This window comes from Pseudomonas sp. HLG18, from assembly GCF_051903985.1.
Taxonomy (GTDB): domain Bacteria; phylum Pseudomonadota; class Gammaproteobacteria; order Pseudomonadales; family Pseudomonadaceae; genus Aquipseudomonas; species Aquipseudomonas fluorescens_BT.
This window is the reverse complement of record NZ_CP195831.1, coordinates 3802222-3816828: the sequence shown is the minus strand read 5'-3', so window position 1 is coordinate 3816828 and position 14607 is coordinate 3802222. Positions and strand designations below refer to the sequence as shown.

Genomic DNA, 14607 nt, shown 5'->3' with positions numbered 1-14607 from the left:
CTTGTTCCAGTGCTGCAATCTGCTCCGGCGGAGCCTCTGCGGTCTGGGCCTTTTTCAGCTCGGCCCGGCGCATCGCCAGCTGGATTTTCGCCCGTTTCAGGTCGGCGTCTTTTGCTGGGGCCGCCACGGCCGGCGCAGGTGTGGCGCTGCTTTCCAGTTTCGCCAGGGCCTGTTCGGCGGCTTCGAATTGCTGCTGCAACACGATCAGTTGCGACTGCTGTTCGAAGGTCGGCGGATGACCGAAGGCTTTCAGCGACTTGTGCAACTGAGCTCGGCTCATCGCCACGTCGATCTTGGCCTTTTTCAGCGCGGCGTCGGCGGTTACGGCTTTCTGAGCACGCACCCGCTCCAGTGCCGCCTGCACCGGATCAAGCGTGGCGGACGCAACTTCAACCTGTGCCGCGCGCTGCGCCCGAGCCTCGCGTTCGGCCTGTTTCTGCTGTTCTTCGCGTTGCAGACGAGCGTTGCGCCGTTCGAAGCGCAGGCGGGCGTGATCGCGCTTTTTGGTGCGTGCCTGTTGTTCTTCGAGGCTGTTGGCCAGGCCTCCAACCACCGGCAGCGTACCCAGCGGCAGCGGGTGCATTTCAATGCAGTCCACCGGGCAGGGCGCCACGCACAGATCGCAACCGGTGCACTCGTCGATGATCACCGTGTGCATCAGTTTCGCCGCACCAACGATGGCGTCGATCGGGCAGGCTTGAATGCACTTGGTGCAGCCGATGCATTCGGCTTCGCGGATATAGGCCACTTGCGGTGGCGCCGAACCGCGGCTGATGTCCAGTTCCAGCACCGGGATTTTCAACAGTTCGGCCAGCGCCGCGATGGTTTCGTCGCCACCGGGCGGGCACTTGTTGATCGGCTCACCGGCGGCGATGCCTTCAGCGTAGGGTTTGCATCCGGGATGACCGCACTTGCCGCATTGGGTCTGCGGCAGCAAGGCGTCGATGCGTTGAATCAGACTCATGTTTTGATCAGTCCACTGAATCCGAGAAAAGCCACGGCCATCAGTCCGGCGCCGATCAACTGGATCGGCAGGCCACGAAAGGGCAGGGGAATATCGTTGTCGGCCGTGCGCTCACGCAAATCGCTGAACAGGCTCAACACCAGCCAGAAACCCAGTCCGGCACCCAGGCTCAGCGCTGTCGCATGAAACAGGCCTTTATCTGCTTGCGCGTTGATCAGTGTCAGCCCCAGCACACCCGCGTTGCCCAGCAGCAGCGGCCACAAACCGTCAAAAGGCATATCGGGTCGCCATCGCGTCAGCAACTTCAGCAAAGGTGCGATCAGCAGCACGCTCAGTGGCAGGAACACAAGCATCCGCAGGAACTCCAGTTGCAACGGCACCAGCAGCCAATGCCCGATCGCGTAACCCGTCACGCCGACAATCAACATCAGACACAACGTCGCCAGCCCCAGCGCATGCACCTGACGGCGCTCGCCCGCCAGCAGCGGATCGACGCCCAGCGGCCAGTGCAACACGAAGTTGTTGATCAGCGCAGCACTGAAGAGCGTAAGCACGAGTTCGGTCATGGTTCTGCCGGTGAGAGCGGGCGGATGTCACTTAAGATTAGGCATTTTCCGGCCGCCATGACGGGTGGGCCAGATATGAAAAATCCCACAGGCGCACGGGGTACGCCTGTGGGATCGATCAGTGCAAAACCTTACTTGATGCGCTGACCCGGCTTGGCGCCGCTGTCCGGGCTCAGCAGGTAGATTTCTTCACCGCCAGGGCCGGCTGCCATCACCATGCCTTCGGAGATGCCGAACTTCATTTTCCGTGGCTTGAGGTTGGCGATCATCATGGTCAGGCGACCGTCGAGTTTCGACGGATCCGGGTAAGCGCTCTTGATTCCGGAGAACACGTTGCGTTGCTCGTCACCGATGTCGAGGGTCAGACGCAGCAGCTTGTCCGCGCCTTCAACATGTTCGGCCTTGACGATCAGTGCCACGCGCAGGTCGACGGCGGCGAAGGTGTCGAAGTCGATTTCCGGCGACAGCGGATCCTTGGCCAGTTCGCCATTGCCGGCAGGCGCGGCGGCGCCGGTGTCGGTCTGGCTGGCGGTCAGGTCTTCTTTCGAGGCGTCGGTCATGGCTTGCACTTTTACCGGGTCGATGCGGGTCATCAACGGCTTGAATTCGTTCAACTGGTGGTTGGCCAGCAGGGTGGTGTGGTCGTTCCAGGTCAGCGGGGCCACGTTGAGGAACGCCTCGGCATCGGCGGCCAGCACTGGCAGCACCGGTTTGAGGAAGATCACCAGCTGGCGGAACAGGTTGATCGCCGTGGCGCAGACCGCCTGGACTTCATCCTGCTTGCCTTCCTGTTTGTTCAGCGACCATGGTGCCTTGTCGGCGATCCAGGCGTTGGCACGGTCTGCCAGTGCCATGGTTTCACGCATGGCGCGGGCGAAGTCGCGGGCTTCATAGGCGTCGGCGATGCTCGGCGCAGCGGCCAGGAATGCGTCGGTCAGTTCCGGTGCGGCGTTTTTGTCCACCAGCAGGCCGGCGTTGCCCTTCTGGATGAAACCGGCGCAACGGCTGGCGATGTTGACCACTTTGCCGACCAGGTCGGAGTTGACCTTCTGCACGAAGTCTTCGAGGTTCAGGTCGAGGTCGTCCACGCCACGGCCGAGTTTGGCCGCGTAGTAGTAGCGCAGGTATTCCGGCGACAGGTGATCCAGGTAGGTACGGGCCTTGATGAAGGTGCCGCGGGACTTGGACATCTTCTGACCGTTGACGGTCAGGTAGCCGTGTACGTTGATCCCGGTCGGTTTGCGCAAACCCGCGCCTTCGAGCATCGCCGGCCAGAACAGGGCATGGAAGTTGACGATGTCCTTGCCGATGAAGTGGTACAGCTCGGCGGTGGAGTCCTTGCCCCAGAACGCGTCGAAGTCCAGCTCCGGCGTGCGGTTGCAGAGGTTCTTGAAGCTGGCCATGTAGCCGATCGGCGCGTCCAGCCACACATAGAAGTACTTGCCCGGCTCGCCCGGGATCTCGAAACCGAAGTACGGCGCATCGCGGGAGATATCCCACTGTTGCAGGCCGGCGTCCAGCCATTCGGCGATCTTGTTGGCCACGGCGTCCTGCAGGGTGCCGCTGCGGGTCCAGGCCTGCAGCATTTCCTGGAAGTCCGGCAGCTTGAAGAAGAAGTGCTGGGAATCCTTGAGCACCGGGGTGGCGCCGGAGATGGCCGACTTCGGATCCTTCAGGTCGGTCGGTGCGTAGGTCGCGCCGCATTTTTCGCAGTTGTCGCCGTACTGGTCTTCGGTGCCGCATTTCGGGCAGGTGCCCTTGATGAAGCGGTCGGCCAGGAACATTTTCTTTTCCGGGTCGAAATACTGGGTGATCGAACGTTGGGCGATGTGCCCGGCGTCACGCAGCTTCAGGTAGATCTGGCTCGACAGCTCACGGTTTTCTTCGGCGTGAGTGGAGTGGAAGTTGTCGAAGTCCACCAGGAAGTCGGCAAAGTCGGCGCTGTGTTCAGCCTGGACGTTGGCGATCAGTTGTTCCGGGGTGATGCCTTCCTTTTCCGCGCGCAGCATGATCGCCGAACCGTGGGCGTCGTCGGCGCAGACATAAATGCACTGATTGCCGCGATGCTTCTGGAAGCGCACCCACATATCGGTCTGGATGTATTCCAGCATGTGGCCAAGGTGGATCGAACCGTTGGCGTAGGGCAGGGCGCTGGTGACGAGAATCTTGCGTGGTTCGGACATGTGGGGCTTCGCTACTTGATGAAACGGAGGTCGGCCACTATAAAGCGCCGGGAAAGATATTTCACCCCTGCAAATCGTTGCCGGGCATGCCGTCCGGAGGACAGAAGGGGTAGGATACCCGCCATCTTTCTTTTCCCAGTCTTGATATCGGAGTTGCCCATGAGCGCCGTCACTCGCGCAGCGGTGGAAGCCGTCCTCAGCCAATACACCGACCCCTACCTGAACCAGGACCCGGTCAGCGCCGGTTGCGTGCGCAACATCGAAATTGCCGGCGACCGCGTCAGCGTGCAGCTGGAAATCGGTTATGCCGCCGGTCTGTTCAAGAGCGGCTGGGCGCAAATGCTGCAACTGGCCATCGAAAACCTCGACGGCGTGGTGTCGGCCAAGGTCGAAGTCAACAGCGTGATCGCCGCGCACAAGGCCCAGGCTCAGATTCCGGGGCTGGCCAACGTCAAGAACGTGGTTGCAGTGGCATCCGGCAAGGGCGGTGTGGGCAAATCCACCACCGCCGCCAACCTGGCCCTGGCGCTGGCCCGTGAAGGTGCGAAGGTCGGGATTCTCGACGCCGATATCTACGGCCCGAGCCAGGGCATCATGTTCGGCATCCCCGAGGGCACCCGCCCGCAGATCAAGGACCAGAAGTGGTTTGTGCCGCTTCAGGCCCATGGTGTCGAAGTGATGTCGATGGCCTTCCTGACCGACGACAACACGCCGATGGTCTGGCGCGGGCCGATGGTCTCCGGGGCGCTGCTGCAACTGGTCACGCAAACCGCCTGGGGCGACCTGGATTACCTGGTCATCGACATGCCGCCAGGCACCGGCGACATTCAGCTGACCCTGGCGCAGAAAGTGCCGGTGGCCGGCGCGGTGATCGTCACCACGCCGCAGGATCTGGCGTTGCTCGATGCGCGCAAAGGCGTGGAGATGTTCCGTAAGGTCAACATTCCGGTGCTGGGCGTGGTGGAGAACATGGCGGTGCACATCTGCTCGAACTGCGGGCATGCCGAGCATCTGTTCGGTGAGGGCGGTGGCGAGAAGCTGGCGACCCAGTTCGGCGTCGAGCTGCTGGCTTCGTTGCCGCTGTCGATGCTGATCCGCGAACAGGCCGATGGCGGCAAACCGACGGTGATTGCCGAGCCGGACAGCCAGATCGCCATGGTCTATCAGGAACTGGCGCGCCACGTCGGTGCGCGGATCGTGTTGCAGGAAGCGGCTTCGCCGGCGATGCCGAACATCACCATCAGCGACGATTGATGGTCTGAAACACATTCAATTGTGGGAGCGAGCAAGCCCGCTCCCACATTTGGTTTTGTGTTGTCAGTTAGATGCGCAACCCGCCATCCATCTCCAGAATCCGGCCGGTGTAGTAGTCGTTCTCGAAGATGTACGCCGCCGAATGGGCGATCTCTTCCGGCTTGCCCATGCGCTTGAGCGGAATGCCTGAAGTCATTTTCTCCAGTGCTTCGGGCTTCATGCCCAGGGTCATCTCGGTTTCAATGAAGCCCGGTGCAATGCCCGCCACGCGAATGCCGTAGCGCGCCAGTTCCTTGGCCCAGGTCACCGTCGCCGCCGCGACGCCGGCCTTGGCGGCGGAGTAGTTGGTCTGGCCGACGTTGCCCGCGCGGGAGATCGACGAGATGTTGATGATCGCGCCGCTGTTCTTCAGTTCGACCATTTTCGCCGCGACTTCACGGGTGCAGAGGAATACGCCGGTCAGGTTGACGTCGATCACCGCCTGCCACTGGGCCAGGCTCATCTTGGTCATCTCGCCGTCCTTGACCTTGAGCAGCAGGCCGTCGCGCAGGATCCCGGCGTTGTTGATCAGGCCGTGGATCGCGCCGAAGTCTTCGGCGACCTGGGCAACCATGTGTGTCACCTGCTCTTCGTTGGCGACGTTGCACAGATAGCTGCGCGCCTCGACACCCTTGGCCTTGCAGGCCGCGACCGCGTCATCGAGTTTTTCCTGGTTCAGGTCGACCAGCGCCAGCTTCGCGCCCTTGCCTGCGAAATACTCGGCCATCGAGCGGCCCAAACCTTGGCAACCGCCAGTGATAATGATTACTTTGTCGTTGAGTTGCATTCGCATGCCTCCGAGAGCAGGTAAGAGTGGTGTCCTTTAGAGAGCCTCTCGATCTGCGCCCGACATGGCCTGGCTGCACATGAGAACTGCCCCGATGGCGACCGGGACGTATCCAGGTTGCCCGTCCGTTTTTTCGACGGATTCTATTTAAGGAGTCATAAATTGAGCGTTGAAGCGGCTAAGAATGCCCGAGAATTGCTTCTCAAGGAATACCGTGGCGTGCTGTCGACCCACTCAAAATCAATGCCCGGTTTTCCGTTTGGCTCCGTGGTTCCCTACTGCCTGGACGAGCAGGGCCGGCCGCTGATCCTGATCAGCCGTATCGCCCAGCACACTCACAACCTGCAGAAAGATCCGAAATGTTCGCTGCTGGTGGGGGAGCGCGAGGCTGACGATGTGCAAGCCGTTGGTCGCCTGACCTATCTGGCCGAAGCGGAAAAGCTCGAAGACGCCGCAGCCATCGAAGCTGCCGCCGAGCGCTACTACCGTTATTTCCCCGATTCGCAGAATTACCACAAGGCCCACGACTTCGATTTCTGGGTGCTCAAACCAGTGCGCCATCGTTACATCGGCGGTTTCGGCGCAATCCACTGGGTTGATCACTTGACCCTGGCCAACCCGTTCGCCGGCAAGGCCGAGATCAGCATGGTCGAGCACATGAACAGCGACCACGCCAAGGCCATCGCGCATTACGTCGACCTCGCCGGGCTGCCGAAAACCGTTCCGGCACAAATGGCCGGGATCGACACCGAAGGCATGCACCTGCGCATCGGTCAGGCGCTGTACTGGCTGCCGTTTCAAGCGCCTTGTCACACGCCGATACAAGTGCGCGAAGCCTTGGTTTCTCTGGCTCACGCCGAGGTCTGGCCAAAAAATGCGGTGGCCGACGCTTGAATTCACGAAAGGGCGACGTCATCTAAGGCTTACTGCAAGGCATTTCTTGCGTTGAGGAAACTTTGATGCGCCCTTTTTTGTTGCTCTTTCTGCTGTTCCCGGTGTTGGAGCTGTTCGTATTCGTCAAAGTGGCAGGATCGATCGGATTTTTCCCGGCCCTGCTGCTGATCATTCTCGGCTCGATGTTCGGCGTATTTGTGCTGCGTATCGCCGGACTGGCAACCGCCCTGCGTGCCCGTGAAAACCTGAACCGCGGCGAGCTGCCTGCGCAAACCATGCTCGAAGGCCTGATGCTGGCCCTGGCCGGTGGCCTGTTGATCCTGCCGGGCTTCATCAGCGATGTGGTCGGTCTGGTGCTGCTGTTGCCGTTCAGCCGACGCCTGTTCGCCAACAAAATGCGCCAGCGCGCCGAAGAACAGGCCATGCGTCAGCGTGCGTTCGCCGATGACCTGCAACCTCGCGGCGGTCCCGCACCGCGCCAGCCTCTGGGCCGCGAAGGCGATGTGATCGAAGGCGAGTTCGAACACCGCGACACCCACTGACCTCCTCACTCACACGGCACCTTCGGGTGCCGTGTTCGTTTACGGCCGCGCTTATGACAAGCCGCGATGAAAAAATTTTGGGCCTGCCCTTGTAATAAGCTTATGCGCCCTTATGTATCGGTCACCGAAAGGTTTCCGGTATTTGAACCGGACAGACTTCCGCGGCTCGCTCGACGAACCGCAACCGGCGCAGGCCGGATTCGTTAAACCCGCCGGGACTACACCGGCCGATGAAAACCACAATTAGGAGAGATCGACAATGAAGCTTCGTCCTCTGCATGACCGCGTCGTCATCCGTCGCAGCGAAGAAGAAAAGAAAACCGCTGGCGGTATCGTCCTGCCAGGTTCGGCTGCTGAAAAAGCCAACCACGGTGAGATTCTGGCTGTAGGCCCGGGCAAGGCACTGGAAAGCGGTGAAGTGCGCGCACTGTCCGTGAAGGTGGGCGACAAGGTTGTGTTCGGTCCGTACTCCGGCAGCAACACTGTGAAAGTCGACGGCGAAGACCTGCTGGTAATGAGCGAGAACGAAATCCTCGCCGTTATCGAAGGCTGATTACCCCCGTTCATTTTCCCGCTACTACAAAGTATTTAAGGAATATCGATCATGGCTGCTAAAGAAGTTAAATTCGGCGATGCCGCTCGCTCCAAAATGCTCAAAGGCGTCAACGTTCTGGCTGACGCGGTAAAAGCAACCCTGGGCCCGAAAGGCCGTAACGTGATCCTCGAGAAGAGCTTCGGCGCTCCGACCATCACCAAGGACGGCGTGTCCGTCGCCAAAGAAATCGAACTCGAAGATCGCTTCGAAAACATGGGCGCGCAGCTGGTCAAAGACGTTGCCTCCCGTGCCAACGATGACGCCGGTGACGGTACTACCACCGCTACTGTTCTGGCTCAGTCGATCGTCAACGAAGGCCTGAAAGCCGTCGCTGCCGGCATGAACCCGATGGACCTGAAACGCGGTATCGACAAAGCGACCATCGCGATCGTCAAAGAGCTCAAAGCCCTGTCCAAGCCATGCGCTGACACCAAGGCCATCGCTCAGGTCGGCACCATCTCCGCCAACTCCGACAACTCCATCGGCGACATCATTGCCGAAGCCATGGAGAAAGTCGGTAAAGAAGGCGTGATCACCGTTGAGGAAGGCTCGGGCCTGGAAAACGAACTGTCGGTTGTAGAAGGCATGCAGTTCGACCGTGGTTACCTGTCTCCGTACTTCGTCAACAAGCCGGACACCATGGTCGCCGAGCTCGACGGCCCGCTGATCCTGCTGGTCGACAAGAAGATCTCGAACATCCGCGAAATGCTGCCAGTATTGGAAGCCGTTGCCAAAGCCGGCCGTCCACTGCTGATCGTGGCCGAAGACGTTGAAGGCGAAGCCCTGGCGACTCTGGTTGTGAACAACATGCGTGGCATCGTTAAAGTCGCAGCCGTCAAGGCTCCAGGCTTCGGCGACCGTCGCAAGGCCATGCTGCAGGACATCGCCGTTCTGACCGGCGGTACCGTGATCTCCGAAGAGATCGGCCTGAGCCTGGAAAGCACCACCCTGGAACACCTGGGCAACGCCAAGCGCGTCACCCTGTCCAAGGAAAACACCATCATCGTTGACGGTGCTGGCGTTCAAGGCGACATCGAAGCCCGCATCGCTCAGATCCGTGCCCAGGTTGCCGAAACTTCCTCGGACTACGACCGTGAAAAACTGCAAGAGCGTCTGGCCAAGCTGTCCGGCGGCGTTGCAGTGATCAAGGTTGGCGCCGGTTCCGAAGTCGAAATGAAAGAGAAGAAAGCCCGCGTTGAAGACGCCCTGCACGCAACCCGTGCAGCCGTTGAAGAAGGCGTGGTACCTGGCGGTGGCGTTGCGCTGATCCGTGCTCTGGAAGCCCTGACCGAACTGACCGGCGACAACGCTGACCAGAACGTCGGTATCGCTGTGCTGCGTCGCGCTGTTGAAGCGCCGCTGCGTCAGATCGCTGCCAACTCCGGTGACGAGCCAAGCGTAGTCGTCAACGAAGTCAAAAACGGCAAAGGTAACTTCGGTTACAACGCTGCTTCCGGCGAATACGGCGACATGATCGAAATGGGCATCCTGGACCCAACCAAGGTGACCCGTTCGGCTCTGCAAGCCGCAGCGTCCATCGGCGGTCTGATCCTGACCACCGAAGCCGCTGTTGCCGACGCACCGAAGAAAGAAGGTGCAGCTGGCGGCGGTATGCCAGACATGGGCGGCATGGGTGGCATGGGCGGCATGATGTAAGCCAGCCTTACCCCTGTAACGAAAAACCCCGTCTGCGAGAGCAGACGGGGTTTTTTATTGCCCTGATTTTATTGTCCGGCCTTCAAGTCATCAGGCGTTTACCGGTTGTGCCTTCATGGCCGCTTCTGCTTTGACGGTCGGGCGATACAGCACCCAGTAATACGACCCCAGGCAGATCAGCCAGCAGAAGATCGCCGTCCACACGTTGTGGGAAAAGAAGTGTGCGCCCTGCATCATCCGGCTGATCGAAAACACCGAACCCAGCGCAAAGGCAAAGATGAACGCCTGCCGCGCCAGTCGCGGGCGACGATCACGCAGCACGAAGAACAGCGCAAACAGGGTGAACCCCGTTGCCGCATGACCACCGGGCCAGCAGCGGCCGGGCTTGTCGGTAGGCGGGCGATGTTCCAGCAGTTTGCTGTAGGTTTCATGACCGCCGAATTGCTCAAGGCTCCATGGGCACTGCACGGCAGTCACAGCTTTCATCGGTGTCACGAATGAGGTCGCCAGGCCCAGGGACAGCACCAGGCAGCCCAGTTCACGCTTGTAGGGTTTGATCCGGTCGATGAAAAACGCGCCGATGAAACCGATGACGGCGAACACCGAAAACGCGATCACCACCTGCTTGGCGCGGTCGTGAAGGATGTTTTCCAGAAAGTAACTGTGGCGCCCGATGAAGTCGCCGGCGGCGGGGTCGTAGAACATTCGCGCCAGATTCATGTCCAGATCGGTCAGTTCGAGCAGTACCAGAAGGGTGGCGGCGACGGCGGGAATCCCCAGGCAAAGCCAGAAGTTCAGCGGGCGAGGGGCGGGACGTACAACATTTGATGACATGAGGGATCCAGAACGGGAAAACGCCCCGGAGCATCAGTCCGGGGCGCCTCGATTAACGATCGCTGACTTGCTCGGCACCCTCCTTGGGTGCTTTCCAGCCAAGCAGCTGTTGCTTGAAGCCATAACTGGCGGTTTGGTAATACGTGATGGCGCGACTGACCATCGGGTCGTCGCTGCCGACCCGGGACTCGCGGCTTTCGGTCAGCGCATCGTCATGCCGGCGCAGGCCCTGGCGTGGGCTGAGGATCGCCAGATCCTTGCCGTCGAACAGCCCCAGGTGCTGATAGTTGCCCACCACCACCCGAGGTGGCAGCGGGTTGTCCGCCAGCAGGTTGCGGCCGAAGAACGTCGATTGGTAATCCAGGTTCAACAAACCCAGCAGGGTCGGCGCGAGGTCGATCTGGCTGGCCAGTTGCGCGTTCTCCCGTGGCTCGATCAGCTTCGGTGCATAGATGAACAGCGGGATCTGGTAGTTGGTGATCGGCAGGTCTTCCTTGCCCGCGCTGCCGGCAGTATGGTCGGCGACGAAGATGAAGATCGTGTTGTCGAACCACGGTTTCTGCCGCGCCTGCTCCAGGAACTGACCGATGGCGTAGTCGGTGTACTTCACCGCACCATCACGACCGTTGCCCGATTTGATGTCGATGCGGTTTTCCGGATAGGTGTACGGGCGGTGGTTGGAGGTGGTCATCAGCTGAAGCAGGAAAGGCTGCTGCTTGGCGTAGTCGGCGTCCGCCAGCTTCAGCGTCTGTTTGTACAGATCCTCGTCGGCCATGCCCCACGCATTTTTGAAGTGAATCTCCGACTCGTCGACGCTGCTCTGGTCGACAACGCGATAGCCGTTGCCACTGAAGAACGCGTTCATGTTGTCGAAGTAGCCACGGCCACCGTAGACGAACACGCTGTCATAGCCGACGGCGCTCAATTGCTGGCCAAGGCTGGCAAAACCGCTCTCGCGACCGATGCGCTTGACGATGGAACGGCCCGGCGTCGGTGGAATGGCCAGGGTAATGGCTTCCAGACCCCGGTCGGTGCGCGTGCCGGTGGCGTAGAAATTGTTGAAGTACAGACTCTGCTTGCGCAAGGCGTCGAGGTTCGGCGTCAGGTTGCGGCCGTCACCGTTGCTGCCCAGGTACTTGGCGCTGAGGCTCTCGATGGTCACCAGCACAATGTTCGGTTTGCGGGTGACGCCCGGGTTGTCGATATCGCGACGGATGTCCTGAGGATCCTTGCCGACGAAACGGGCATTGGGCTCGTTCAGCTCGGCTCGAATCTGACCGGCGACTTTGTCCGCTGGCAGGCTCTTGTAGAACTGGCTGTAGTCCAGCTCGTTGTTACGGAACGCGGCGAAGAACTGATAAGGGCCGTTGCTCGCCAGTTCGTTCTGATAGGCGTTGCCGCCCTGGGCGCGCGGTGCGTCCTGGCTGATCAGTTGCAGGCTCAGACCCGCGACCACCAGCAGAGCCAGTGCATTGAGCAGACGCCCGCGCAATGGCGGCAGCGGTGCATCCAGCGCTGCGTTGAACGGTTTGCGCAGCGCGAAACTCAACACGATGGCCAGCACTGCCAGGATGCTGAGCAACTTGCCGATCGGGTAGGACTCCAGCACGTTGTTCAGCACTTCGTCGGAATACACCAGATAATCGACGGCGATGAAATTGAAGCGAACCCCGAACTCATCCCAGAACAGCCACTCGGCCACCGCCGTAAACAGCATGGCGTACAGGCTGACCGTCAGCAGTCCCTGGAGGAACCAGCGGTGACCGCGACGACGCCACAGGGCCGGCGGGCACAGCAACAGGTACAGGCCCAACGGCAAGGCGGCATAGGCGAGAAAGCCCAGATCGTAGATCAGGCCGATACCGAACACGGACAACGCCCCGCCGCCGGCCTCATCCAGATGAGTCAGCAGCAGTGCGATGCGGGTGAGGAGAAACACCACCAGCCAGGCGCCGGTGACCAACAACAGATAGCGCATCGGCGCTGTCTTGAGAGAACCCATTGTGTTCTTTTCCTTTTATCAATGGTGCGGGAGTTTCGCGGCGCCACTGTAATCAGGTTGTGAATCGATAGTGAAAACTTTGTTAAAGATTTATTTCGTCCGGGCAATTTCATCTGTCGGGGCGCCAACCCTAGCCCTGAGCCGAGACAGGCCTTAAGCTGCGCGGGCCATGACGGCCGTTACTGTGTACGGAAGAGGTGCCCATGCGAATTCTATTGGTTGAAGACAACCGCGATATCCTGGCCAACCTGGCCGATTACCTGGGCCTGAAGGGCTACACCGTCGATTGCGCCCAGGACGGTCTGTCGGGCCTGCATCTGGCCGCCACCGAGCACTATGACCTGATCGTGCTCGACATCATGTTGCCGGGCATCGACGGCTACACCCTGTGCAAACGCCTGCGTGAAGACGCCCGTCGCGACACGCCGGTGATCATGCTCACCGCCCGCGATCAGCTCGATGACCGCTTGCAGGGTTTCAAGTCCGGGGCCGACGACTATCTGGTCAAACCTTTCGCATTGTCGGAGCTGGCGGCGCGAATCGAGGCAGTGATGCGCCGCACCCAGGGCGGCGGGCGCCGTTCCCTGCAGGTCGGCGACCTGAGCTACGACCTCGACACCCTTGAAGTCACCCGTGAAGGCAAACTGCTCAAGCTCAACCCGGTCGGCCTGAAACTGCTTGCGGTACTGATGCAGAAGAGCCCGCACGTCCTGCGTCGGGAAATTCTTGAAGAAGCCCTGTGGGGCGATGATTGTCCGGACAGCGACAGCCTGCGCAGTCATGTCCACCAGTTGCGTCAGGTGATCGACAAACCGTTCGCCAAACCGTTGCTGCACACCGTACATGGCGTAGGTTATCGCCTGGCCGAGGGCCGCGATGGAGTTTAAGCAGAGCCTTGCCCAGCGGATCATCATCGCTTTCGCACTGATGAGCGCACTGGTGGCAGGGGCATTCGCCATGGGCATTGTCGCGACCGTGCACCTGGTGGAAGAAAAACTGATTTCCGCTGGATTGGGCGGCGACCTGCAGCGCCTGTTGCTGATGGACAACGTTTCGGACTGGAGCCATCGGCCGGAGCCGGACCAGTTGTTCTATTTCAGCGGCGGCCCGGGGGATTTCGAGCTGCCCAAGGATCTGCGGCACCTGGATTCGGGGTTCCACGAAGTCTTCCGCGAACAGCTGTCGTATCACGCGATGGTCGAAATCGTCGACGGTCGGCGCTACGTGTTGCTACAGGATCAGAGCGATTTCGAAGAGCGTGAGCGCGTGCTATTCGCCGTGGTACTGGTGGGCTTCGTGCTGAGCCTCGCCCTGGCGGTATTTCTTGGCTGGGTACTGGCGCGCAAAGTGATGGCGCCGGTGGTCCGGCTGGCACGTCAGGTGCGTCACCGCGATCAGTTGCTGGGGCTGGCACCGCCGCTGGCGCCGGACTACGCCGCCGATGAAGTGGGTGAACTGGCGGTGGCCTTCGATGCGACGCTGGGCCGTCTGCGCCAGGCCTTGACTCGCGAGCGGCTCTTCACCAGTGACGTCAGCCACGAGCTGCGCACGCCGTTGATGGTATTGGCCAGTTCCTGTGAACTGCTGCTGGAAAACACGGGCATCGATCAGCGCGGCCGCGCCCAGGTCGAACGGATTGCCCGTGCCAGCGAAGAAATGCGCGAACTGGTGCAGACCTTCCTGATGCTGGCCCGTGCCCAGCGCGAAGATGCGGGGGCTGCACCCCGGCACAGTCTCGGTCAGGTGGCGGACAATCTGTTGGGCGTGTGGCGCGAGCCGATCGAGTCCAAGGGCCTGAAGCTGATTTTCGAGCCGGGCAACCCGCCGGAAACTCTTTACAACGCCACATTGCTCAATGCCGTGATGGGGAACCTGCTGCGCAATGCCCTGCACTACACCGAGCAGGGGTTCATTCGGTTGGCGCTCAATGACAACGGCTTCGTGGTCGAGGACTCGGGCGTAGGCATTCCCGAGGAGAAGCGCGAGGAGATGTTCAAGCCGTTCGTGCGCGGCAACGAAAAACGCGGAGAAGGCCTTGGCCTCGGGTTGTCATTGGTGCAGCGCATCTGTGAAAACCAGGGCTGGAGCGTTACTTTGAGTACGATGGAGCCCAATGGCTGCCGTTTCGAGGTAGATCTGGGCAAACACCAATCCCTCCCCAATGGCACGAAAAAGCTGCCAACCTGAACGAAACCTGTATAACCTTGAAATAGTTTGGGGGTTTACGCGACGTTTTTTTCACAAAGGGATGACCTGACGCTGACACACCCCTGCATAAGGTGGGGGATATC

At 60.5% G+C, this 14607-nt stretch carries 12 protein-coding genes and 1 pseudogene; 7 read left to right on the top strand and 6 right to left on the bottom strand.

Translation table 11 applies throughout. The features are described from left to right. Positions 1 to 568: 568 nt before the first annotated feature. The 3 genes and pseudogenes from rsxB to metG form a co-directional block, all read right to left on the bottom strand. Positions 569 to 943, bottom strand: a pseudogene (gene rsxB / locus ACSPX5_RS17550) (electron transport complex subunit RsxB); the annotation flags it as partial. Positions 944 to 960: 17 nt separating this feature from the next. Then, entirely contained in the window at positions 961 to 1530 is a 570-nt protein-coding gene (locus ACSPX5_RS17545; RefSeq protein ID WP_439819991.1) for an electron transport complex protein RnfA, read from the bottom strand. Between the two features lie 131 nt (positions 1531 to 1661). Next, on the bottom strand, positions 1662 to 3713 hold the full coding sequence (gene metG, locus ACSPX5_RS17540) for a methionine--tRNA ligase (RefSeq protein ID WP_439819990.1): 2052 nt from the start codon (positions 3711 to 3713) through the stop codon (positions 1662 to 1664). A 159-nt stretch (positions 3714 to 3872) separates the two neighbouring features. On the opposite strand from metG, the gene apbC reads away from it, so the two are divergent. Further along, entirely contained in the window at positions 3873 to 4967 is a 1095-nt protein-coding gene (gene apbC, locus ACSPX5_RS17535) for an iron-sulfur cluster carrier protein ApbC (protein ID WP_439819989.1), read from the top strand. Positions 4968 to 5034: 67 nt separating this feature from the next. On the opposite strand, the gene ACSPX5_RS17530 is transcribed toward apbC, so the two are convergent. Next, positions 5035 to 5793 (bottom strand): SDR family oxidoreductase, encoded by a 759-nt coding sequence (locus ACSPX5_RS17530; RefSeq protein ID WP_011335726.1) that lies wholly within the window; start codon positions 5791 to 5793, stop codon positions 5035 to 5037. A 162-nt stretch (positions 5794 to 5955) separates the two neighbouring features. On the opposite strand from ACSPX5_RS17530, the gene ACSPX5_RS17525 reads away from it, so the two are divergent. The 4 genes from ACSPX5_RS17525 (at position 5956) to groL (ending at position 9480) form a co-directional block, all read left to right on the top strand. Next, positions 5956 to 6687, top strand: a complete 732-nt coding sequence (locus ACSPX5_RS17525) for a HugZ family protein (RefSeq protein WP_085709541.1) — start codon at positions 5956 to 5958, stop codon at positions 6685 to 6687. A gap of 65 nt (positions 6688 to 6752) precedes the next feature. Beyond that, entirely contained in the window at positions 6753 to 7229 is a 477-nt protein-coding gene (locus tag ACSPX5_RS17520; protein WP_439819988.1) for an FxsA family protein, read from the top strand. A 259-nt stretch (positions 7230 to 7488) separates the two neighbouring features. Beyond that, a complete protein-coding gene (locus ACSPX5_RS17515; protein WP_011335724.1) occupies positions 7489 to 7782 on the top strand; it encodes a co-chaperone GroES in 294 nt (97 codons plus the stop codon). A gap of 51 nt (positions 7783 to 7833) precedes the next feature. Further along, on the top strand, positions 7834 to 9480 hold the full coding sequence (gene groL, locus ACSPX5_RS17510) for a chaperonin GroEL (protein ID WP_039765873.1): 1647 nt from the start codon (positions 7834 to 7836) through the stop codon (positions 9478 to 9480). A 90-nt stretch (positions 9481 to 9570) separates the two neighbouring features. Here groL and ACSPX5_RS17505 read toward each other — a convergent pair whose 3' ends face one another. Both ACSPX5_RS17505 and ACSPX5_RS17500 read right to left on the bottom strand, forming a co-directional pair. Next, positions 9571 to 10314, bottom strand: coding sequence for a phosphatase PAP2 family protein (locus ACSPX5_RS17505; protein WP_169431690.1), 744 nt, complete (start codon positions 10312 to 10314; stop codon positions 9571 to 9573). Positions 10315 to 10366: 52 nt separating this feature from the next. Next, positions 10367 to 12316 (bottom strand): LTA synthase family protein, encoded by a 1950-nt coding sequence (locus ACSPX5_RS17500; protein WP_207866731.1) that lies wholly within the window; start codon positions 12314 to 12316, stop codon positions 10367 to 10369. Between the two features lie 203 nt (positions 12317 to 12519). Between ACSPX5_RS17500 and colR the strand changes: the two genes are divergently transcribed. Continuing rightward, entirely contained in the window at positions 12520 to 13203 is a 684-nt protein-coding gene (gene colR, locus ACSPX5_RS17495) for a two-component system response regulator ColR (protein ID WP_085709546.1), read from the top strand. Further along, positions 13193 to 14503 (top strand): sensor histidine kinase, encoded by a 1311-nt coding sequence (locus ACSPX5_RS17490; RefSeq protein WP_439819987.1) that lies wholly within the window; start codon positions 13193 to 13195, stop codon positions 14501 to 14503. The genes colR and ACSPX5_RS17490 overlap by 11 nt, the downstream gene beginning before the upstream one ends. The last annotated feature ends 104 nt before the right edge of the window (positions 14504 to 14607 follow it).